We start from the raw sequence: 20,948 nt of genomic DNA, 5'->3' as shown, positions 1-20,948 counted from the left end.
TTTCCGCGGTGGCCTCAGGCCACCGTATCCGTGCGCTCAATGATCAGGGCGATACCCTGACCAACGCCGATGCACATGGTGCAGAGGGCATAGCGCGCTCTCTGGCCTGCAGCGTGGCGACGTTCCAGTTCGTTAAGGGCGGTGGTTACCAGCCGGGCTCCGCTCATGCCCAGGGGGTGGCCCAGGGCAATGGCGCCACCGTTCGGGTTCACGTGCTCGGCATCATCCGGCAGGCCGAGGTCCCGGGTAACTGCCAGGGCCTGGGCGGCAAACGCCTCGTTCAGCTCGATCACATCCATATCCGCCAGTTCCAGGCCGGCCGTGGCCAGAACCTTGCGGGTGGCGGGAGCCGGGCCAAAGCCCATGATCCGGGGCTCCACGCCGGCCGTTGACATGGCAACGATTCGAGCGCGGGGTTTAAGGTTGTATTGCTTGAGAGCATCGGCTCCGGCCAGCAGCAGTGCGCAGGCGCCGTCGTTCACGCCGGACGCGTTACCGGCGGTGACTGTGCCGTTTTCACGGAACGGGGTCGGCAGCGAGGCCAGCTTTTCAAGGCTGGTTTCCCGGGGGTGCTCATCAGTATCCACCACCAGTGGGTCTTGCTTGCGACGGGGAATCGTGACCGGTGTGATCTCCGTAGCGAATCGGCCATCCTTTTGGGCGGCCGCTGTGCGCTGCTGGCTGCGCAGGGCAAAGGCGTCCTGATCTTCCCGCGAAATGCCGAAATCGGCCGCCACGTTCTCGGCGGTTTCGGGCATGGAATCGATGCCGTATTGCTTTTTCAGGACCGGGTTTACAAAACGCCAGCCGATGGTGGTGTCAAAAATCTCCGCCTTGCGGCTGAACGCGGACTCGGCCTTGCCCATAACGAAGGGAGCCCGAGACATGGATTCGACGCCGCCGGCAATCATCAGCTGGGTTTCGCCAGTACGGATGGCCCGGGCGGCGCTGCCCACTGCATCCATGCCGGAACCGCACAGGCGGTTGATGGTGCTGCCCGGCACGTCTACCGGCAGGCCTGCCAGCAGAAGGGACATGCGGGCAACGTCGCGGTTGTCTTCGCCGGCCTGGTTGGCACAGCCGTAGAGAACGTCGTCAACTTTCGACCAGTCCAGGTCGGGATGACGCTCGGTCAGCGCCTTGATGGGGATGGCGCCCAGGTCGTCTGCACGCACTGCGGAGAGAGCGCCGCCATAACGACCGATGGGGGTGCGAATGGCATCGACGATGTAAGCGTCTTTCAAGGTGTTGTCGGTGCTCATGCAGTTTCCTCCGAGTTGCGAACGGTGCCACGAACCTCGTAGGAGCGGCCCCGGAACAGGGCAACCTTGCGGCCGTCCTGATTGGTTAGTGTGATGTCGTAAACGCCGGTGCGGCCGCCGCGGGCCTGTTCTTCGGCGGTGGCGGTCAGCAGGTCGCCCTCTTTGGCGCCGTACATGTAATCAATGCTGCAACCGGAGGCCACGGTGGCGCGGTCGTAGCTGTTACAGGCAAACGCAAACGCCGAATCGGCCAGGGTGAACAGGTAACCGCCGTGGCAGGAGCCGTGGCCCTGGATCATGTCGCAGGTGACCGTCATGGTGAGCACTGCCTTGCCCGGGGCAACGGACTCGATGTTCATGCCCAGTTTCTGGCTGGCGCGGTCCCGCGCGAACATGGCCTTGGCGCATTCTTCGGCGAGTACTTGCGGATCCATCTCGCTCATGAATAAAACCCCTTCTGTGCAAATGCGTTCTTCCGGAGCAGCAGGGCAGGGCGATAGCGGTCCTCTGCGTAGCTGGTCTGGATGTTGGTGAGCACCTTGAACACGTGGCCCGCGCCCAGGCGGTCGCTCCAGCTCAGGGGGCCGTCGGGATAGTTCAGGCCCGCTTTCATTGCCAGATCGATATCCGCGACCGTTGCAACATCGTGCAGAGCCGCATCGGCCGCTTCATTCGCCAGCATGGCGACGGTACGCATGATGACCAGCCCCGGCCGGTCCGCGATCAGGCTGACTTCGATACCCGCTTTTTGCAGTAAAGCACAGGCACAGGAAACCGCTGCGTCGGACGCCTGATCGGCAGGCGCCAGGGCAAGCCGGCTTGCTTTGCTGTAGTCAAAGGCAAGGTCAAACAGCACCAGATTGGCGAGGCCCTCACAGGCGGCACGCTCGGTAGCCATCCGGCCGTCGGTAAGTGCCAGTACCGCATCGCCGAAGCGAATCTGGCCCGGGCCGTCGCGCTCGATAATGGTCAGGCCGGCTGCCTTCAGTCGCTCCAGCAACGGTGCGGCTACGCCGGGATTGCCTTCGGCAATGACCACGGACTCATCGGATTGATGTGCCGGCTCGGTCTTTGGCTGCGGCTTTTCCGCACTCTCGCCATAGGGATAGAACCCCTGGCCGCTCTTGCGTCCCAGGCGACCGGCTTCCACCAGTTCTTTCTGGATCAGCGACGGTAGAAAGCGGGGGTCCTGATAATAGGAATTAAAGACAGAGCTGGTAACCGCATAATTGACGTCGTGTCCGATCAGGTCGGTCAGCTCGAATGCGCCCATGCGGAACTGGCCAGCTTCGCGGATAATCGCATCCAGGGTGGCGGCATCGGTGGCCTGCTCCTGAAGGAGGCGAAGGCTCTCCGCGTAAAACGGACGGGCCACGCGGTTCACGATGAAGCCCGGAGTCGACGTTGCATACACCGGCTTCTTGCCCCAGGCGGTGGCCGTGGCATGGACGGTATCGGCAACGGTCTTGCTGGTCGCCAGCCCCATGACCACTTCGACCAGCGCCATCAGCGGTGCCGGGTTGAAGAAGTGCATGCCCACCAGACGCTCCGGTTTGCTCATGTCAGCACCGAGGGCGGTAACAGAGATGGAGGAGGTGTTGGTGGCGAGGATCGTATCGGCGGTACACAGGTCTTCAAGGCTCGCCAGCAGCTGACGTTTGATCTGGAGGTCTTCGATGATGGCCTCGATCACCAGCCCGGCGTCTGCGACGTCATCAAGCTTTGCAACCGGGTGAATCCGGCCGATCACATCGTCCAGCTCCTGCTGCTGCATCTTGCCTTTGTCGACACGACGCTGAAGCTGCTTCGCGATACCGTCACGGCCCGCCTCGGCGGCACCCTCTCTCTGGTCGTGCAGGTAAACCTGGTGGCCTGCCTGGGCGGCCACCTGGGCAATGCCGGAGCCCATGGCGCCGGCGCCGACGACGGCAACTTTGGTTTGAGTATCCAGTGCCGGCATGGCTTATTTCCCCTTGAAGTTCGGCGTGCGTTTTTCCATGAAGGCGGCAACGCCCTCACGGTAGTCTTCGGTCTGTCCCGCCATGCGCTGCAGATCGCGCTCCAGATTGATCTGCTCTTCAAAGGTGTTGCTGGCGCTGGCGTGCAGTGCCCGCTTGATCAGTGCAAGGCCCTTGGTCGGTTGGGTCGCGAAATGGCGGGCAAGTTTCATGGTCTCTTCCATGAGTTGCTCGTTATCAACGCAACGCCAGATCATGCCCCAGTTCTCGGCCTGCTCGGCGCTGATCTTGTCGCCCAGAAGTGCCATGCCTTTGGCTCTGGCCATGCCCGCTACCCGGGGCAGAGTCCAGGTGCCGCCGGAATCAGGTACCAGCCCCAGTTTGCAGAAGGCCTGAACGAAATTGGCTGAGCGGGCCGCGAGGGTAATGTCGCAGGCCAGGGCAATGTTGGCGCCGGCGCCAGCGGCCACCCCGTTAACCGCGCAGAGCACGGGCATCGGCAGATCCCGGAGGCTTCGCATCAGCGGGTTGTAATAGTTCTCCAGAGAGGCGCCCAGGTCCGGCATTTCCTGATCTGGCGAGACGCTGCGGTCGGAAAGATCCTGCCCCGCACAAAAACCCCGGCCGGAGCCGGTGATGACCAGTACACGGACAGACTCATCCTTGCGCACGGTGCTGATGGCATCGCGCATACGCTCATGCATTTCAACGTTGAAACTGTTCAGGTTGTCCGGACGGTTCAGGGTAAGCAGAGCCACGCCCTGATCGATTTCAAGAAGAATGCTCGGCTGAGTCATGGCGGTATGTCCTGTTGTTTGTTGTAGGGGGGATAGCGCGAAAGGTGTGTTAAATCGGCACACTGCTATCGAATGTGGAAAATGAGTATATCTTAGAATTGATACTCGTCAAGGATTGTTCTGGCTTGGTTCTGTATCACTTTGGTCGGAGGTAATCGCCTGCTTTGTCTATATTGCTGAATATCCGGTAAAAATTCATCAGCGCTCTCAGGTTTGAGCCATTGCAGGGGTGGATTCTCGTCTCAAAACAGGCGCTAAGGTATGAAAAATCTCCCGGAAAAGGATAATGTGATACAGAAAATGAATCACAATGACTTTTCGGGTCCCACGTTCAGCCTGTCGTTTGGCGGAGCGCTGCCAGGCCCGTCCGCGAAGGAGACCGTTATGCCCAGCTACAGTATAGAAGGCGTTGTTCCTGTTGTTCATCCGTCCGCCTATGTGCATCCAACCGCCGTTCTCATTGGGGATGTCTGGATCGGACCGGATTGCTACGTGGGGCCTGCGGCTTCGCTGCGTGCAGATTTCGGGCGGATCATTCTGAAACAGGGGTCGAATGTTCAGGACACGTGTGTCATGCATGCCTTTCCCGGGATGGATACGGTTGTCGAGAAAAACGGACACGTCGGCCATGGCGCAATCCTGCACGGCTGCGTTGTCGGAGAAGATGCCATGGTGGGCATGAATGCGGTGGTGATGGATGAGGCGCACATTGCACCCCGCTCCATTGTTGGCGCCTGCGCGTTTGTTAAGGCGAAGTTTACCTGTGAGCCGGGATCGCTGATTGTTGGCTCGCCGGCCAAGGTTATGCGCATGCTGAGCGACAAGGAAATCGCCTGGAAGAGAAAGGGCACAGAAGAGTACCAGCGACTCACGCTTCGTTCTCTGGCAAGCCTTGAGGAGGTCCAGCCACTGTCAGAAGCTGAGACGGATCGGCCCCGGGTGGACGCCAGCGGTTACAAGCCCAAGTACGAGCAGTCCGAATAGATGGTTTGGCGCCGGATACGGGAAATCGCTTTTAGAGTCCGGCGTCCTTGACGTTCTCCATAACCACAAACGTGCTGGTTTGCAGCACGTGGGGCAGGGCCGAGATTTCCTCCCCAAGAACCTGCCGGTATTCCTGCATGTTGCGGGTTCGGACTTTTAACAGGTAGTCGAAGTTCCCGGCAATCATGTGGCACTGCTCCACCGCCGAGACGCTCTGAACAGCTTTGTTGAAGGCGGTCAGGGCGCCGCTGCTGGTGTCGTTCAGGGTAACCTGTGCGAAGGCAATGTGGCTGAGACCAAGTTTGGTCTGGTTAACCAGGGCCGTGTAACCGGTGATGTAGCCGTGCTCCTCAAGCCGGCGCATCCGCACCTGACATGGCGTTTTGGAAAGGCCCACCCGGGACGCAAGCTCGGTTACCGTGATTCGGGAGTTCTTCTGTAGCTCGCGAATAATGGATTGGTCTATTCGATCCAATTCGGCCATGTTGTCTGTTCCAGGTTAAATTAACGGCTAAATCATATGGCAAATATAATCGAAACTCCTCTAATCCGAAACTATATGGTCTAAGTGACTTTCCGGCCTTGCGTATACTGGTAGGTTCATCAGCCCAGTAAGAACGTTTACCAAGTCCGGAGAGTTTCGATGACCGATTCCCGCGCATTACAAAAACAAACCCTGCTGGAACAGCTTGCCGATGTCCTCCAGAACCAGGCGTCCGATAACGACGACTCCCTTGAACTCCGGGAGATCGTGGCCCGGATGGTGGAGGAGTCCCGATCCTGGGATGACGACCTCCACGGCGAACTGGTCCGGAGTTTCGGCGACTCGATTGGCGGGCGCTATGCCCAGGTGTTCAGTGGCGGGTTCCCTTCGGCCTACCGGGCGAGGTTTCCGGTGTCAGAGGCACTTGCCGATATTGAGCAGATCCAGTCTATTGCCGTCAGCACCGATGTGCCCATGCGGTTCTACCAACCCAGAGATCCTTCCGAAACCGGATTCCACTTCAAGCTCTACAGCGAAGGCCAGCCGGTTATCCTGTCAGATGTGATTCCGATTCTGGAGAACCTGGGTATGCGGGTTCTGGGCGAGCACCCATACCGGGTTCGTCGACGGGATGGCGAAAATTTCGGCGTCAGTGATTTTACCGTCGAACTCCACGACCGGTGCCGGCAAGCCGACCTGAGAGCTGCAAGGCCGCTGATCCAGTCGGCGTTCCGGGAGATCTGGAACGGCTTTGCAGAAAACGACGATTTCAACCAGCTGATCATGCTCTGCGGCCTGAGCTGGCGGGAAGTGGCGCTGATCCGAGCCTATGCCCGTTACGTGAAACAACTGCGATTCGGGTTCAGCCAGCCGTTCATTGCAGAAACCCTGGCCCGGCATCCGGATATCACTTCGCGGCTCGTGGCGTTCTTTTTCAATCGGTTCGAGCCCGGGGTAAAAGGACGTAAGTCCAGGACAGAAAAGCTTGAGGCAGAGCTGCGGGATTCGCTGGAAGCGGTGGCGAGCCTCGATGACGACCGCATTCTGCGGCGTTTCTTCATGCTCATTCGGGCAACGCTGAGAACCAACTATTTCCAGGTCCGGGAGGATGGCGGGTTTCCGTCCTATCTGTCGCTCAAGCTGGATCCGTCGTCGATTCCTGACATACCGCGCCCAAGGCCAAAGTTCGAGATTTTTGTGTATTCGCCCCGAATCGAAGGCGTGCATCTGCGTGCCGGGCCAGTCGCGCGGGGTGGCCTTCGCTGGTCCGACCGGATTGAGGATTACCGTACGGAGATCCTTGGCCTGGTGAAGGCCCAGCAGGTCAAGAACTCGGTGATCGTGCCTGCAGGCGCGAAGGGTGGCTTCGTGGTGAAGCAGCCGCCCAGGGATGGCTCTCGGGAGGCCGTTCGCGAAGAAGGGGTTTCCTGCTATCAGACCTTCATAAGGGGGCTGCTGGATATCACTGATAACCTTGATGACGGCCAGGTAGTCCCTCCTGCCAATGTCGTTCGCTATGACAGTGATGACACCTATCTGGTGGTCGCCGCCGACAAGGGCACAGCCACGTTTTCCGATATCGCCAACGCACTGGCGGCAGAGTACAACTTCTGGCTGGGCGATGCCTTTGCCTCCGGGGGCAGTGAGGGCTACGACCACAAGAAAATGGGTATCACCGCCCGGGGCGCCTGGGAGTCGGTGAAACGGCACTTCCTGGAAAAAGGCACCGATACCCAGAGCGATGAGTTCACCGTGGTCGGTATTGGCGATATGGGTGGCGATGTATTCGGCAACGGCATGCTCCTATCCGACCGAATTCGACTTATCGGTGCATTCAATCACCAGCATATTTTTGTCGACCCGGATCCGGATGCTGCGGCCTCGTTTCGCGAGCGAGAGCGGCTTTTCAAACTGTCCGGCTCATCCTGGGCCGATTACGATACCCAGCTGATCAGCGACGGGGGCGGTGTTTTCTCCAGGTCCATGAAGTCTATTCCTGTGTCGTCGCAGATGCGCAAGGTGTTGGGCATCAAGGCACGCAGCCTGTCGCCTGCGGATCTGATCAGCGCTTTGTTGAAAGCGCCGGTAGACATGCTCTGGAACGGTGGTATCGGGACCTATGTGAAGGCGCCTTCAGAGTCCCATGAGGATGTTGGCGACAAAACCAACGATGCGCTTCGAATCGACAGTAACGAACTGCGATGCAAGGCATTGGGAGAAGGCGGGAACCTGGGTGTTACCCAGAAGGCCCGCATCGACTTCGCCCGTCGTGGCGGCTCCGTGAACAGTGATTTTATCGATAACGCCGGTGGCGTCGACTGCTCGGACCATGAGGTGAACATCAAGATTCTGCTGAATGACCTGGTGCACCGACAGCTGATGTCGCTTCCGGAGCGAAACCGGATGCTCAGGGCCATGACGTCTGAGGTGGCCGAACTGGTGCTGCGCAACAATTACCGACAGGCGATGGCGCTGAGTCTTGCCCAGAACCCCGCAGTTGCCACCGCAGACCAGTACGAACGGCTGATGCGCAGGCTGGAGACAGAAGGCAAACTGGACCGCAGTCTCGAATTTCTTCCGTCGGATGAAGAATTGCAGGCTCGCCGTGAGCACGGCGGCGGCCTGACACGCCCTGAACTGGCGGTACTGGTTTCCTACGCAAAAATTGAACTCAAGCAGGCCCTGGTCGCATCACCGATCGTCCATGACCCGCGATTCAATTCTGCGCTGCACTCGGCTTTCCCGGCCTCTCTGCTGGCCGCCTTCCCGGAAGCGGTGGGGGCCCATCCCCTGCGTGCAGAAATCTCGGCCACCCAGATTGCCAACGACATGGTAAATCGCATGGGGATCACCTGGTTTGACCGGATACGCAGCGCTACCGGGGCTGATGCTGGACGGATTGCCTCGGCCTACCTGATCTCCCTGCGAATACATGACGTAGACGCCCATTGGGAGAGTATGGAATCACTGGATGGAAAAATTGACGCCGGCGTTCAGGCAGACCTGTTCGCCGATGCCATCCGGTTAGTGACCCGAAGCACCAGCTGGCTCTTGCAGAACCGCCGGCAGGCGCTGGACCCGGTTTCCTGTATCGACCATTACCGGGCTCCCATGGCGGATGTGCTGGCTTCAAAAAGCCGACTTGAATCGGTGATTCCTGCAAGTCGCTGGTATGAACGCTATGCTGAATACTGTGAGCGGATGGTTCCGGAAGATCTTTCCGCCTGGTGCGCTTCCGCGGAAAGCCGTTACTGGCTGATGGACATGGTCGAGATCGCCCGTCAGCTGGACGAAAAGCTGGAGTCGGTGGCCTGGGTGTATTTCACGCTCGGTGAAAGCCTGAACCTGACCTGGTTGGACCGGCAAATGCGGGCCTTCCGGGCAAATGGCCACTGGCAAGTGTTGGCGACCATTCATTTCAGGGACGAGCTGGATCATCAGTTACGGAATCTCACGCTAAGCGTGTTTTCCGAGCCCGTTGATGGCGATGGAACGCCGGAGAAGCGGATTGAGGCGTGGCGGGGGAACAAGCGGATGTTACTCGCCCGCTGGGAGCGGATGCTGAACGACATGCAGGCCGCCAATGATGTGGATTGTGCCGTTTTCTCAGTCGCTCATGGAGTGCTCAGAGAGCTGGCATTGAAAGCCGCATAGCAGGACTACGACAGGCAAGGTGACTGAAAATCACGTTTTTTGGAGAAAATTATTAATTTTTTGTGATGTATTAAAGACGTAATGGCACGCTTGCCTTGAATTTATAGCGAAATAGTCTTTGTCGATCTCGGTAGAATGCCGGAGAGACAAACAACTAAGAGGGTACAACTATGAGACCGCAGCAATCACAGACGCCCGAGCTTGTCGATAGCCGGCAGGCGATTCGTGATTATTATCTCGCTGACGAACACAAGGTTATCCACGAGATGATTGCCGGTGCCCAGTTGTCCCAGGCCGAGCGCGACGCCATTTCGGCTCGTGCGGCTGAACTGGTACGCGGCGTTCGCAAGAATGCCAAGTCCACCATCATGGAGAAGTTCCTGGCGGAGTATGGCCTGACCACCAAAGAGGGTGTGGCCCTGATGTGTCTGGCCGAGGCGCTGTTGCGCGTGCCTGACAACACCACCATCCACGAGCTGATCGAAGACAAGATCACGTCAGGCGCCTGGGGCACCCACGTGGGCAAGGCGTCGTCTTCACTGATCAACACTGCTACGGTTGCTTTGCTGATGACCAGCAACCTGCTCAAGGATTCCGAGCGCAACACCGTGGGTGAAACCCTGCGCAAGCTGCTCAAGCGCTTCGGCGAGCCGGTAATCCGTACGGTGGCCGGTCAGGCGATGAAAGAGATGGGTCGACAGTTCGTTCTGGGTCGCGATATCGATGAAGCCCAGGATGAGGCCAAGGAATACATGGCCAGGGGTTACACCTATTCCTACGACATGCTGGGCGAAGCTGCCCGCACCGATGATGACGCCAAGCGTTATTACGACTCCTATTCCAACGCCATCGACAGCATTGCCAAGGCGAGCAAGGGCGATGTCCGCAAGAACCCGGGCATCTCGGTCAAGCTCTCCGCCCTGCTGGCCCGTTACGAGTACGGCAACAAAGAGCGGGTCATGAACGAGTTGCTGCCGCGGGCCCGCGAACTGGTCAAAAAGGCCGCGGCTGCGAATATGGGCTTCAATATCGATGCCGAGGAGCAGGATCGTCTGGCTCTGTCTCTCGATGTGATTGAGGAGCTGGTGGCGGATCCCGAGCTTGCAGGCTGGGATGGCTTTGGCGTGGTTGTTCAGGCGTATGGCAAGCGCTCCTCTTTCGTACTCGACTGGCTCTACGGGCTGGCCGAGAAGTACGACCGCAAGTTCATGGTGCGTCTGGTGAAAGGTGCCTACTGGGATGCTGAAATCAAGCGTGCCCAGGTTATGGGTCTGAACGGGTTCCCCGTGTTTACCCGCAAGGCCTGCAGTGACGTCTCGTTCCTGTCCTGCGCCACCAAGCTGTTGAACATGACGAACCGGATTTACCCACAGTTCGCCACCCACAACGCGCATTCGGTATCTGCCATTCTCGAAATGGCCAAGACCAAGGGTGTGGACAACTACGAATTCCAGCGCCTCCACGGCATGGGCGAATCCCTGCACAATGAGGTTCTGAAGGTCAGTGGCGTGCCCTGTCGCATTTATGCGCCGGTTGGCCCGCACAAGGATCTTCTGGCGTACCTGGTGCGTCGTTTGTTGGAGAACGGTGCCAACAGCTCCTTCGTGAACCAGATTGTCGACAAGCGCATCACACCGGAAGAGATCGCCAAGGACCCGATTGTCAGTGTTGAGGAGATGGGCAATAACATTTCCAGCAAGGCGATCGTGCACCCGTTCAAGCTGTTTGGCGATCAGCGTCGCAACTCCAAAGGCTGGGATATTACCGATCCGGTCACGGTTAACGAGATCGAGAAAGGTCGCGGAGCCTACAAAGACTATCGCTGGAAAGGTGGTCCGCTGATTGCGGGTGAGGTGGCCGGTACCGAAATCCAGGTGGTACGTAACCCGGCCGATCCGGATGATCTGGTTGGCCACGTCACCCAGGCCTCCGATGCTGATGTAGACACCGCGATTACCTCAGCGGCGGCCGCGTTCGAGAGCTGGTCCGCCAAATCGGCTGAAGAGCGTGCTGCCTGCGTTCGCAAGGTGGGCGACCTGTACGAGGAGAACTACGCCGAGTTGTTCGCGCTCACTACCCGTGAAGCGGGCAAATCCCTGCTGGATGCGGTTGCTGAGATCCGTGAAGCGGTCGATTTCTCACAGTACTACGCCAACGAGGCCATCCGCTATAAAGACAGCGGCGATGCCCGCGGCGTGATGTGTTGCATTTCGCCCTGGAACTTCCCGCTGGCGATCTTCACCGGGCAGATTCTGGCCAACCTCGCGGCAGGTAACACCGTGGTGGCGAAGCCGGCTGAGCAGACATCCTTGCTGGCTATTCGCGCCGTGGAACTGATGCATCAGGCGGGTATCCCGAAGGATGCCATCCAGTTGGTGCCGGGTACCGGCGCAACCGTTGGTGCAGCCCTGACCTCCGATTCGCGGGTGAGCGGCGTGTGCTTTACCGGTTCTACCGCTACTGCCCAGCGCATTAACAAGGTCATGACCGAGAACATGGCGCCGGACGCGCCGCTGGTGGCAGAGACCGGTGGCCTGAACGCGATGATCGTGGACTCCACGGCATTGCCGGAGCAGGTTGTCCGTGACGTGCTGGCGTCTTCGTTCCAGAGTGCCGGTCAGCGGTGTTCCGCCCTGCGTATGCTCTATGTGCAGAGAGACATTGCCGATGGCCTTCTGGAAATGCTCTACGGTGCAATGGAAGAGCTCGGCATCGGCGATCCCTGGCTGCTGTCCACGGATGTGGGCCCGGTGATCGACGAGAACGCCCGCAAGAAGATCGTGGACCACTGCGAGAAGTTCGAGCGCAACGGCAAGTTGCTGAAGAAAATGACAGTCCCCGAGAAAGGCCTGTTCGTTTCGCCGGCAGTTCTCAGCGTCAGTGGTATTGAGGAGCTGGAAGAAGAAATCTTCGGGCCAGTCCTGCACGTGGCCACGTTCGAGGCGAAGAACATCGACAAGGTGGTGGACGACATCAACGCCAAGGGCTACGGCCTGACGTTTGGCATCCACAGCCGTGTTGATCGCCGCGTCGAGCGTATTACCAGCCGGATCAAGGTGGGTAACACCTATGTGAACCGCAACCAGATCGGTGCCATCGTGGGCTCCCAGCCATTCGGTGGTGAAGGCCTGTCTGGCACCGGTCCAAAGGCCGGTGGTCCGCAGTACGTCCGTCGTTTCCTGAAAGGTGAAACGGTCGAGCGCGAGGCGGATTCGAACGCCAGGAAGGTGGATGCCAAGCAGTTGCAGAAGCTCATCGGGCAGCTGGACAAACTGAAGACGTCCAGGCCTGAAGCTCGTATGGACGCAATCCGGCCCATCTTTGGCAATGTTCCGGAGCCACTGGACGCTCACGTGGAAGCGCTACCCGGGCCAACGGGTGAGACCAACCGCCTGTCCAACCATGCCCGTGGCGTGGTGCTGTGTCTGGGACCGGACAAGGAAACCGCTCTGGAGCAGGCGGGTACCGCGTTGTCACAGGGCAACAAGGTGGTGGTGATTGCACCGGGCACCCAGGATGTGGTCGATCAAGCGAATAAGGCCGGGCTGCCGATTGTTGGCGCCGAGGGTCTGTTGGAGCCGGAAGCACTGGCAACCATCGATGGCTTCGAGGCGGTAGTCAGCTGTGGCGATCAGCCCCTGCTGAAAGCCTATCGCGAGGCACTGGCCAAGCGTGATGGTGCGTTGCTACCGCTGATCACTGAGCACACGCTGGATCAGCGATTTGTGATCGAACGCCACCTATGTGTCGACACAACGGCCGCGGGCGGTAACGCCAGTCTGATTGCCGCCTCCGAATAATCGGCGGTAATCGGTACCATGCGCGCCCGGCGTCAGTCAGTCCTGATGTCGGGCGCGCCTGTTTTCAGACGTTGGTTAAACAGCATCCGGCGGCCTTCGGCCTCGGCAACGTCCGAAAGATAGAAACTGACCGATGACCCCGGCCCCCTCTGGGCCAGAAGGCCCGCATCGAGAGCGCTCAGGCAGCCGATTTTCGGATAGCCGCCAATGGTCTGCCGGTCTTTCATCAGAACAATGGGCTGACCGTCTTTCGGTACCTGAATAGCCCCATAGGCAATCCCCTCCGAGACAATCCCGTCCAGATCCGAATAGATGGCATCACCTTTCAGTCGATACCCCATGCGATCGATATTCTGGCTGATTTCGTAATCGCACGAGAAAAACTTCTCCCGCTGAACTATAGAGAAGCTCCGATACTGATAGCCGGGAATAACCCCCAGGCGCAGGTGTTGTTGATAATCGGGGACTTCCGGCTCGGGAAGAAAAGCTTCAACAAACGATGCGTTTTTCTCAAACTCCAGCGTATCGCCCTTGGCCAGTTTCGCGCCTTTGCCATCCAGGCCGCCCAGGCCCTCGCGTGCCACGGTGGCGCAACTGCCAAGCTTCATGGCTGGCTTGAATCCGCCGCTGACCGCCAGGTAGGCCCGCAAGCCGTTCACAGGCGTGGTGAAGTCCAGTCTGTCGCCCTTATTGATGTGATGGGTGCGCCAGGGCGCAATGGCCTGATCGTTGATACGGGCGCCCAGATCGCCGCCGGTAATGGCAATGCAGGCCTCATGGTTCGCCTTCAGGCTGAACCTGCCAAAGGTGATTTCGATCTGTGGGGCATCGAGATCATTGCCCAGCAGGCGGTTCGCCCAGAAAAATGCAAACTCGTCCATGGGGCCGCCGGTGGTCACGCCCATATGCTGGTAGCCGTGGCGGCCGGCATCCTGAACAAGGGCCAGCATTCCGGGTTCGAGGACTTCAAAGCTCATCGAGGTTGCCTCCCAGCTCCAGGAATTCGTCCCGGCTTATGGCGCGAAAGCGCACCTGATCGCCGACCTGTACCAGGGCCAGAGAGTCGCTGTCCCAATCCACCATTTTCTGCGGCGTGCGGCCAATGATTTGCCAGCCACCCGGTGTGCAGCTCGGGTAGATTGCGGTTTGGGTGCCTGCGATACCGACGCTGCCGGTAGGGACTTTCAGTCGGGGCGTGGATTTCCGCGGAATGGCAATCCGTTCGTCGGTACTTCCCAGGTAGGCAAACCCCGGAGCGAAGCCGATGGCGTAGACCTGATAAAGCTGTTCACTGTGAATGCGAACGACCTCGTCCCGGGACAGGCCGGCATGCTCGCAGACATCCTCCAGGTCCAGACCCACTTCGCGATCATAGTAGACGGGCAGCTCGACGATGCGGGCAGAGTCGCCCTCGGTGGAACCATCATCCTCGGAGTCGATCGCTGCGCGTACTCTGCGAACGATGGCAAACCGGTCAGCCTGTTCCAGATCCCAGGTCACCAGAATTGAGGTGTATGAGGGAACCAGGTCAACAATGAGGTCGGACATGTCGCGCCGCAGCCGGTCTGTGGCCCGCTTGACCAGGCCTGCGGATTCCGCACCGATCTGGTCGCCAAAATACACCATGCAGGTGTTTTCGTTGACCGACTCGATCCTCATAGCGCTTCCACGACCTGTCGCATATGCCGTGCAGCGTCGACGGCATGGTAGCTGTCGCCGTGAATACAGATGGTATCGGCCTTGATCGGAATATGTTTGCCCGAGATCGAGGTGACCGTTCCTTCGCGGATAATCTGGGTGACCTGCGCCTCAATGGCTTCGGTTGTCTCGTGCACGGCACCACGAACCGACCGTTTTACCAGTCTGCCCTCGTCGCTGTAGGCGCGATCAGAGAACGCCTCGAACCAGACCTCGATGCCATATTCGTCCGCGCGATCCTTGACCTGTTGCCAGTCCGGCGTTGCCATGACCACCAGGGGGCACTTTGGTGCGTAGGAGCGAACGGCGGACATAACCACGGACAAGGTGGTGTTATCGACCATCATCCGGTTATACAGGGCGCCGTGGGGCTTCACGTAGGAGATGGAAGTGCCATGTACCTGGCAGATGCCGTTGAGCGCCGCCATCTGGTAAACCAGGATAGCCTTGAGCTCGTCCGGGCGGCAGTCCATGTCCCGACGGCCAAACCCCAGCAGGTCCGGGTAGCCCGGGTGGGCGCCAATGGTCACGTTCTGGGCCAGAGCCAGTTTGACCGTGTGGTCCATGGTCAGCGGGTCGGATGCATGAAACCCGCAGGCAATACTGGCCATATCAATGTAGGGCATGACTTCGGCATCCATGCCCTTGGTCCAGGTGCCGAAGCTCTCGCCCATGTCGCAGTTGAGTTTCATTGTGTACCTCCGAAAAACGTTGTGTCCTGCATTACCCCTGGCTCATGGTCTGGGGCAGGTAGGTGACAATCTCCGGGAACCAGCCGATCAGGAAAAGTGCTGCCATGATCAGCAGGAAGAACGGCAGGGCTGCCCGGGCCACGTACAGTATGTCTTTACCTGTCAGGGCCTGGATGACAAACAGGTTGAAACCCACCGGGGGCGTAATCTGTGCCATCTCTACCACCAGCACAATAAAGATCCCGAACCAGAGCAAGTCGATGCCGGCCTGCTGAACCATCGGCATGACAACCGCCACGGTCAGAACCACAACCGAAATCCCGTCCAGGAAACAGCCGAGCAGGACGAACAGCACTGTCAGTCCAACCAGAAGTTCGAACGGTGACAGGGACATGCTGCCGATCCAGGCGGCCAGTTCCCGCGGAATACCCAGGAAGCCCATGGCCAGGGTCAGAAAGTGGGCACCGACGAGAATCAGGCCGATCATGCAGGAGCTTTTCACAGCGCCCAACAGACTGTCCTTGAAACTCTGGATGCTGAGTGAACCGGTTGCGGCCGCGATGATCAGCGCGCCGAACACGCCCAGTGCAGCGGCTTCGGTTGGCGTGGCAAAACCGGTATAGATAGAACCGAGTACGAAAATGATCAGGCCAACGATCGGGAGCAGCATCTTCAGGGCCTTGATCTTGACCGAGAACGCCAGGTTTTCCTTTTTGGTGGTTGGCAGCTGATCTTTGTTGAGCTTGGCCCAGATCATGGTGTAGCCCATGAACATGGCAACCAGCATCAGGCCGGGCAGAGCACCGGCAATAAACAGGCGGCCAATGGAAACTTCCGCGGCCACGCCATAAACAATCAGAATAATGGAGGGTGGAATCAACAGCCCCAGCGTGCCGGAGCCGGCCAGGGTGCCTACCGCCATCTTGTCGCTGTAACCCTGGGCCTTCAGTTCCGGCAGGGTCATTCGGCCAATGGTTGCGGCCGTGGCAGCTGAGGAGCCGGAAACTGCCGCAAAAATGCCACAGCTCAGAATATTCACATGGAGGAGCTTGCCGGGCAGTCCGCCCATCCAGGGCGCCAGACCCTTGAACAGATCCTCGGAAAGTCGGGTACGAAACAGAACCTCGCCCATCCAGATGAACATGGGCAGGGCCGTCAGGGACCAACTGGTACTGGCGCCCCAGCTCGATGTGGCGAACAACAGGCCGATCTGATCGTTGCCTGAGAGCAGCAGGCCCAGAACGCCAATGCCAACCAGCGTCAGAGACACCCACACGCCCACCGCGAGCATCAGGATCATCGCCACGGCCAGTACAATGGAGAGAAACGCGATATCCATTACACGTCCTCCAGGTTCAGCTCGTCTTCATGCTGCTGATAGGACGGTGTGCGCTTGCGAATCACAGCAACCAGATCGTCCAGGATGGCAATGTTGAGTGCGGTCATCCCCAGTGCAACCGGAACCTGCGGGATCCAGATGGGAACGGGAATATAGCCGTGGGAGACCTCCTCGAAAATGTAGGATTCCCAGACCATGTGCCAGCAATAGAATGTCATATAGCAGGCGAGTGCGAACCCGAAAATAAGTACGACCAGCTCCTGCCAGAATCTCGGCCGTGCCGACCACTTCTGGATAACCAGGGTGACCCGGATATGGCCGCCGTTATGAAAGGTGTAGGCAAGACCGAAGAAGGTGGATGCTGCAAGCGCCCAGCCGGACACGTCTTCCGCTGATGGAATGATAAAGCCGAACAGGCGGCCGACGATCTGCGCCAGGATGACGACCATGATCAGGGCGATGCAGAAACCAGCAGCGTAGCCGGATGCCAGATAAAATTTCTCTCGAAGAGAGTTCATAACGGATGCCTCCCGGAACAGCCTCCCGATATTCGGGAGGCTTCCGTTGAGTGAACTTTTAGCGGTAGTTGGAGAGGATAGCGCCGACTTCTTCCGGTGCTTCCTGTTTCCACTCTTCCACCATGATGTCGCCGATCTTCTGGAGTTCGGCCATCAGTTCATCAGACGGTTCGGAGACCGTGATGCCATTTTCCGCCAGAGTGGCGGTGTCTTCAGCGGCGGTCTTGCGAACGCCTTCCCAGCCTTTGGCCTCGGCCGCAGCGGCCGCATCCAGGATCACCTGGCGCTGTTCATCGCTCAGGCGACGGAAAGCACGCTTGTTGACGACCACAACGTTCTTGGGAATCCAGGCCTTGATATCGGTGTAGTGGGAAAGGTAATCCCAGGCCTGCCCGTTGGCGCCTGTCGACGGTGAGGTGATCATGGCATCAATAATGCCGGTGCTGAACGCCTGCGGGATCTCGGGCACCTGAACCGTTGTCGGGGTTGTGTTCATCAGGTCAGCGAGACGCGAAGTGGAAGGGCTGTAAGCCCGCATCTTCAGGCCTTGCAGGTCTTCCAGGGTGTTGACCGGGGCTTTGGTATACAGGCTCTGGGCGGGCCATGGCACGGTGTAAAGCAGGGTCATGCCTTCCTTGTCCAGCTGCTTTTCGATCTGGGGCTTGGCGGCTTCCCAGAGTCTTTTGGCATCTTCGAAGCTGGTTGCCAGGAACGGAATGTTGTCGTGTTTGAACACCGGATGGGTGTTGCCCATGATGCCGATGAAGATTTCACCCAGCTGCACCTGACCGGTTCTTACTGCCCGGGGAATTTCCGGGTGCTTGACCAGGGAGGCACCGGAATGAACGGTGATGGTGAGGTCACCATCGGTGCCGTTTTTAATGTCCTCGGCAAAACCGTAGGCAATCTGGGTAGGCAGGTTGGCATCGCCGTAAGGCGTTGGCATGTGCCATTGCTGAGCCTGAACGGATGAAGTCAGCAGCGCCCCGGTAACCAGGGTGGCTGTGGCGAGTTTTTTGAACATAACGAATCTCCCGTGTTTCTGTTTTTTTATCGTTTCAGTTGAACGGCGGCTTCAGAGTACCGCCAGTTCTTCATTCAGCCGCTCGGTAAGCAGCATTTTTCCCGGTACATGGGTTATTGCGAAAGGCAGGCGAGCGTTCTCGAGGGCCAGTTGCGGGGTAACCCCGCAGGCCCAGAACAGCGGAAGTTCGCCCGGCCTGATCGTTACCGGATCTCCAAAATCAGGCTGGTTAACGTCCTCAATGCCAATGAGCGCCGGATCGCCGATATGAACCGGTGCACCGTGGGCCTTTGGCAGGCGGGTCGTAATCTGTATCGCGCGGATTGCATCCGCACCATTGAACGGGCGCATGGAGACCACCATGTTGCCACTGAACGGGCCGGCGGGCCGGGTAGCGATATTCGAGCGGAACATTGAAACGTTCCGTCCCTCGTCCACGTTCCGCACCGAGAGCCCGGCCCTGATCAAGGCATCCTCAAACGAGAATGAACAGCCCAGGACAAAGGTCACCAGGTCGTCCCGCCAGAGGCTCTTGAGGTCTGTGGCTGTCTCTGCTCGCTCGCCATTCCGGAAAACCTGGTATTCAGGCACATCGGTCCGGATATCCAGATCGTGTCCAAGGTCGGGGAGGGTCGGGTCCCCGGGTTGAGACATGCCGATCAGGGGACAGGAAACCGGGTTATTCTGACAGTATAGGAGAAAATCCCCGGCCCATTCGGACGGCAGGATGACCACGTTCCCCTGCAAGAGGCTGTTGGCCAGGCCACTTGTGGGCGCTGTGTGGGCGCCCGAACGAATGCGAGCGCGTAATTCTGAGGCCTGATCAAGCAGGTTGTTCTTGAAATCGGAATACGCACCGGTGTGCATGACGGTAACCCCTGATTGAAATTGTTTTTTACAACTAAATTTCAGGGTATACCGGCTGGTGAAAAAGTCTAATTATCGTTTTTTAGGTCTGGCGATAAGTTTTCGTGATGTGTTGTCCGGTCGTATTCGTCAGAAACCATCACACCAAGGTTTGCTGCGAGTTCGGCAATCGGGTTGAAAGGGGCACCGGAATAAGACGCGGTGAAGGCGAGCTCGGAGGGCGTCCACGAGGTGTTGAGCTGGACCAGACGACCGCTTTCCAGTTCATGCTTGATCACGCTCAGCGGAAGCGTAGAGATACCAATGCCATCCAGGGTCAATTGCCGGCAGGCTGCCAGCGAACTTGAGGAATAGAAACGGGCAGGGAGTTCATCCATCTCGCTGAATTTCTGGCTGATTTCAGCAAAGGGTTTGGTGTTCCTGGCATAAGTAATGATGGGCCATTCGGCCAGCTCCTTGAGAGCCAGGAGCCGATCCGGGAGGTTGAGCTCGGGACTGGCGACCCAGATCAGTGGGAAACTGCAAAGCGCGCGGTTTTCAATTTTCGGCTCAGATACGGGCCCCATCAGGAAGGCCAGATCGAGGCTCCGGTCCAGCAAACCGGATCGGAGGTTGCCGGAGACATCCACGGTAATTTCCACATCCAGATTGGGGGCCGTTTCGTGCAGTTCCCGGAAAAAACGCGGCAGCCAGGAGTGCACAATTGTTTCGGAGACCCCGAGCCTGAGAATGCCGGAGAGCGACGCCCCCCGGTCTGCGCGCTTGCGCAGCTGCTGGGCCATGAAGACAATTTTCTCGGCATAGGGCAGCAGCTCCTGCCCCTTGCTCGTAAGCTTGCTGTGCCCGGATTCCCGCTCGAACAGCCTGACGCCAAGCTCGTCTTCAAGCGCGGCAATTCGGTTTGAAATGGCTGGCTGGGTGGTGTGCTGGTGCTCGGCGGCCTTGCGGAAGCTGCCAAGCGTTGCAACCCAGATGAAGGTCTCCAGACGCTTGAAATTCATTGGTTATCGGACCTCTGAGGGGCCTACAGAGCGGCGTAGCGCTCGTGAAGGATGCCAACCCTTTCGACATAGGCCTTTGTTTCGGCGTAGGGCGGTACCCCCTGGTATCGACTGACGGCGCCAGGCCCCGCGTTGTAGGCGGCGGTGGCCAGCCGGATGTCACCATTGAACCGGTCGAGCATCTTGGCCAGATAATGCACCCCGCCACGGATATTCTCGGCAGCCGCCAACGCGTTCCGTACACCCAGTTCTTCAGCCGTGCCGGGCATGAGTTGCATCAGCCCCTGGGCTCCCACCGGGGAGAGGGCTTTTTCATTGAATGCCGATTCGGCGTGAATTACAGCGCGGACCAGCGCGGGATCAACCCCGAACTCCTGTGCCGCGGTCTGGATTTCTGAATTGAAGGGTTTGGTGAACAGCGGCGTTTTGCGCCAGTCGACGCTGGATTCAGGGTCGCAGGCGTAGCAGTGGAAACGGATAACGTCGAACTCGGCAGCAGCCGGCTGAATACTGCTATAAGCAACCACGCCGTTGTCATCCGTATAGCGGTAGACGGTGTCGTTACCGCTGGAGGCTCTGGGCTGGCTGGCACTTTTTACGTTGGTGAATTCGACGGTGCCATCCGGGTGCACGATACGCTTGATGCCGTCCGCCAGGGCGGATGCGGACAGGGCAAGCACAAGAGCTGCGATGGATGGGATCAGAAGAGATCTGCCGATGTTCATTACTCACTCGCGAAAGATGCCGTCTGTGGCCGGCTTCAGGTATTCTTTGAATACCGCCGTTGGCTGAATTATACGGGCTTGCGGGTCGGAATAAAGCGCGCGCTGTGTCGTAAAAATGTTACGTTCTGCGTTTAATGCCGGCCAG

17 protein-coding genes are annotated in these 20,948 nt (G+C 58.7%); 3 read left to right on the top strand and 14 right to left on the bottom strand.

Translation table 11 applies throughout. From position 1 onward, the window contains the following. Window positions 1–14: 14 nt before the first annotated feature. From pcaF to paaG, 4 genes are read right to left on the bottom strand one after another with little or no spacing between them, the layout of a single operon-like run. On the bottom strand, window positions 15–1,262 hold the full coding sequence (gene pcaF, locus ACP86_RS03695; RefSeq protein ID WP_176443055.1) for a 3-oxoadipyl-CoA thiolase: 1,248 nt from the start codon (window positions 1,260–1,262) through the stop codon (window positions 15–17). Further along, window positions 1,259–1,705: a hydroxyphenylacetyl-CoA thioesterase PaaI gene (gene paaI, locus ACP86_RS03690; protein ID WP_008173807.1), complete on the bottom strand. Its 447-nt coding sequence runs from the start codon at window positions 1,703–1,705 to the stop codon at window positions 1,259–1,261. The genes pcaF and paaI overlap by 4 nt, the downstream gene beginning before the upstream one ends. Next, window positions 1,702–3,222, bottom strand: a complete 1,521-nt coding sequence (gene paaH / locus ACP86_RS03685; protein WP_008173809.1) for a 3-hydroxyacyl-CoA dehydrogenase PaaH — start codon at window positions 3,220–3,222, stop codon at window positions 1,702–1,704. The genes paaI and paaH overlap by 4 nt, the downstream gene beginning before the upstream one ends. 3 nt (window positions 3,223–3,225) lie before the next feature. After that, complete coding sequence (gene paaG, locus ACP86_RS03680; protein WP_008173811.1) at window positions 3,226–4,017, bottom strand: 2-(1,2-epoxy-1,2-dihydrophenyl)acetyl-CoA isomerase PaaG; 792 nt, start codon at window positions 4,015–4,017, stop codon at window positions 3,226–3,228. 384 nt (window positions 4,018–4,401) lie between these two features. Here paaG and paaY point away from each other — a divergent pair, with 384 nt between their 5' ends. Next, the gene (gene paaY, locus ACP86_RS03675) at window positions 4,402–5,001 is read left to right on the top strand and encodes a phenylacetic acid degradation protein PaaY (RefSeq protein ID WP_008173812.1); all 600 of its coding nucleotides are present in this window, start codon (window positions 4,402–4,404) and stop codon (window positions 4,999–5,001) included. Window positions 5,002–5,032: 31 nt separating this feature from the next. Here the strand turns inward: paaY and ACP86_RS03670 are convergent, their stop codons facing one another. Continuing rightward, window positions 5,033–5,485 carry an Lrp/AsnC ligand binding domain-containing protein gene (locus ACP86_RS03670; RefSeq protein ID WP_008173814.1) on the bottom strand — a complete coding sequence of 151 codons (453 nt, stop codon included), beginning with the start codon at window positions 5,483–5,485 and terminating at the stop codon, window positions 5,033–5,035. Between the two features lie 159 nt (window positions 5,486–5,644). Between ACP86_RS03670 and ACP86_RS03665 the strand changes: the two genes are divergently transcribed. After that, window positions 5,645–9,139 carry an NAD-glutamate dehydrogenase gene (locus ACP86_RS03665; protein WP_053112792.1) on the top strand — a complete coding sequence of 1,165 codons (3,495 nt, stop codon included), beginning with the start codon at window positions 5,645–5,647 and terminating at the stop codon, window positions 9,137–9,139. Between the two features lie 170 nt (window positions 9,140–9,309). Further along, entirely contained in the window at window positions 9,310–12,939 is a 3,630-nt protein-coding gene (gene putA / locus ACP86_RS03660) for a bifunctional proline dehydrogenase/L-glutamate gamma-semialdehyde dehydrogenase PutA (RefSeq protein ID WP_053112791.1), read from the top strand. 32 nt (window positions 12,940–12,971) lie between these two features. Here putA and ACP86_RS03655 read toward each other — a convergent pair whose 3' ends face one another. The 9 genes from ACP86_RS03655 to ACP86_RS03615 all read right to left on the bottom strand — a co-directional run bounded on the left by ACP86_RS03655 (window position 12,972) and on the right by ACP86_RS03615 (window position 20,803). Continuing rightward, window positions 12,972–13,916: a biotin-dependent carboxyltransferase family protein gene (locus ACP86_RS03655; RefSeq protein ID WP_053112790.1), complete on the bottom strand. Its 945-nt coding sequence runs from the start codon at window positions 13,914–13,916 to the stop codon at window positions 12,972–12,974. Further along, on the bottom strand, window positions 13,906–14,598 hold the full coding sequence (gene pxpB / locus ACP86_RS03650) for a 5-oxoprolinase subunit PxpB (protein WP_008173822.1): 693 nt from the start codon (window positions 14,596–14,598) through the stop codon (window positions 13,906–13,908). Before pxpB ends, ACP86_RS03655 begins: the two co-directional genes overlap by 11 nt. Continuing rightward, window positions 14,595–15,329 carry a 5-oxoprolinase subunit PxpA gene (locus tag ACP86_RS03645; RefSeq protein WP_053112789.1) on the bottom strand — a complete coding sequence of 245 codons (735 nt, stop codon included), beginning with the start codon at window positions 15,327–15,329 and terminating at the stop codon, window positions 14,595–14,597. The genes pxpB and ACP86_RS03645 overlap by 4 nt, the downstream gene beginning before the upstream one ends. A gap of 31 nt (window positions 15,330–15,360) precedes the next feature. Then, window positions 15,361–16,668 (bottom strand): TRAP transporter large permease, encoded by a 1,308-nt coding sequence (locus ACP86_RS03640; RefSeq protein ID WP_014577956.1) that lies wholly within the window; start codon window positions 16,666–16,668, stop codon window positions 15,361–15,363. Further along, window positions 16,668–17,186 carry a TRAP transporter small permease gene (locus tag ACP86_RS03635; RefSeq protein ID WP_014577955.1) on the bottom strand — a complete coding sequence of 173 codons (519 nt, stop codon included), beginning with the start codon at window positions 17,184–17,186 and terminating at the stop codon, window positions 16,668–16,670. The genes ACP86_RS03640 and ACP86_RS03635 overlap by 1 nt, the downstream gene beginning before the upstream one ends. A gap of 58 nt (window positions 17,187–17,244) precedes the next feature. After that, entirely contained in the window at window positions 17,245–18,210 is a 966-nt protein-coding gene (locus ACP86_RS03630) for a TRAP transporter substrate-binding protein (protein WP_014577954.1), read from the bottom strand. Between the two features lie 51 nt (window positions 18,211–18,261). Then, window positions 18,262–19,077, bottom strand: a complete 816-nt coding sequence (locus tag ACP86_RS03625) for a putative hydro-lyase (RefSeq protein WP_053112788.1) — start codon at window positions 19,075–19,077, stop codon at window positions 18,262–18,264. Between the two features lie 68 nt (window positions 19,078–19,145). After that, a complete protein-coding gene (locus ACP86_RS03620) occupies window positions 19,146–20,078 on the bottom strand; it encodes a LysR family transcriptional regulator (protein ID WP_014577952.1) in 933 nt (310 codons plus the stop codon). A gap of 23 nt (window positions 20,079–20,101) precedes the next feature. Beyond that, the gene (locus ACP86_RS03615; protein ID WP_014577951.1) at window positions 20,102–20,803 is read right to left on the bottom strand and encodes a lytic transglycosylase domain-containing protein; all 702 of its coding nucleotides are present in this window, start codon (window positions 20,801–20,803) and stop codon (window positions 20,102–20,104) included. Window positions 20,804–20,948 lie beyond the last annotated feature (145 nt).

Source organism: Marinobacter sp. CP1 (assembly GCF_001266795.1).
In the GTDB taxonomy this organism is placed as follows: domain Bacteria; phylum Pseudomonadota; class Gammaproteobacteria; order Pseudomonadales; family Oleiphilaceae; genus Marinobacter; species Marinobacter flavimaris.
Note: the sequence above shows the minus strand (reverse complement) of the source record. Positions and strands in the feature narration are given on the sequence as shown.

Excerpts from the sequence above, each read along its gene's own strand:
- paaG (WP_008173811.1), bottom strand. The coding sequence starts at position 4,017 with ATGACTCAGCCGAGCATTCTTCTTGAAATCGATCAGGGCGTGGCTCTG.
- ACP86_RS03640 (WP_014577956.1), bottom strand. The coding sequence starts at position 16,668 with ATGGATATCGCGTTTCTCTCCATTGTACTGGCCGTGGCGATGATCCTG.
- ACP86_RS03630 (WP_014577954.1), bottom strand. The coding sequence starts at position 18,210 with ATGTTCAAAAAACTCGCCACAGCCACCCTGGTTACCGGGGCGCTGCTG.
- ACP86_RS03625 (WP_053112788.1), bottom strand. The coding sequence starts at position 19,077 with ATGCACACCGGTGCGTATTCCGATTTCAAGAACAACCTGCTTGATCAG.
- ACP86_RS03620 (WP_014577952.1), bottom strand. The coding sequence starts at position 20,078 with ATGAATTTCAAGCGTCTGGAGACCTTCATCTGGGTTGCAACGCTTGGC.
- ACP86_RS03635 (WP_014577955.1), bottom strand. The coding sequence starts at position 17,186 with ATGAACTCTCTTCGAGAGAAATTTTATCTGGCATCCGGCTACGCTGCT.
- ACP86_RS03665 (WP_053112792.1), top strand. The coding sequence starts at position 5,645 with ATGACCGATTCCCGCGCATTACAAAAACAAACCCTGCTGGAACAGCTT.
- paaI (WP_008173807.1), bottom strand. The coding sequence starts at position 1,705 with ATGAGCGAGATGGATCCGCAAGTACTCGCCGAAGAATGCGCCAAGGCC.
- putA (WP_053112791.1), top strand. The coding sequence starts at position 9,310 with ATGAGACCGCAGCAATCACAGACGCCCGAGCTTGTCGATAGCCGGCAG.
- pcaF (WP_176443055.1), bottom strand. The coding sequence starts at position 1,262 with ATGAGCACCGACAACACCTTGAAAGACGCTTACATCGTCGATGCCATT.
- paaY (WP_008173812.1), top strand. The coding sequence starts at position 4,402 with ATGCCCAGCTACAGTATAGAAGGCGTTGTTCCTGTTGTTCATCCGTCC.
- pxpB (WP_008173822.1), bottom strand. The coding sequence starts at position 14,598 with ATGAGGATCGAGTCGGTCAACGAAAACACCTGCATGGTGTATTTTGGC.
- ACP86_RS03670 (WP_008173814.1), bottom strand. The coding sequence starts at position 5,485 with ATGGCCGAATTGGATCGAATAGACCAATCCATTATTCGCGAGCTACAG.
- ACP86_RS03615 (WP_014577951.1), bottom strand. The coding sequence starts at position 20,803 with ATGAACATCGGCAGATCTCTTCTGATCCCATCCATCGCAGCTCTTGTG.
- ACP86_RS03645 (WP_053112789.1), bottom strand. The coding sequence starts at position 15,329 with ATGAAACTCAACTGCGACATGGGCGAGAGCTTCGGCACCTGGACCAAG.
- ACP86_RS03655 (WP_053112790.1), bottom strand. The coding sequence starts at position 13,916 with ATGAGCTTTGAAGTCCTCGAACCCGGAATGCTGGCCCTTGTTCAGGAT.
- paaH (WP_008173809.1), bottom strand. The coding sequence starts at position 3,222 with ATGCCGGCACTGGATACTCAAACCAAAGTTGCCGTCGTCGGCGCCGGC.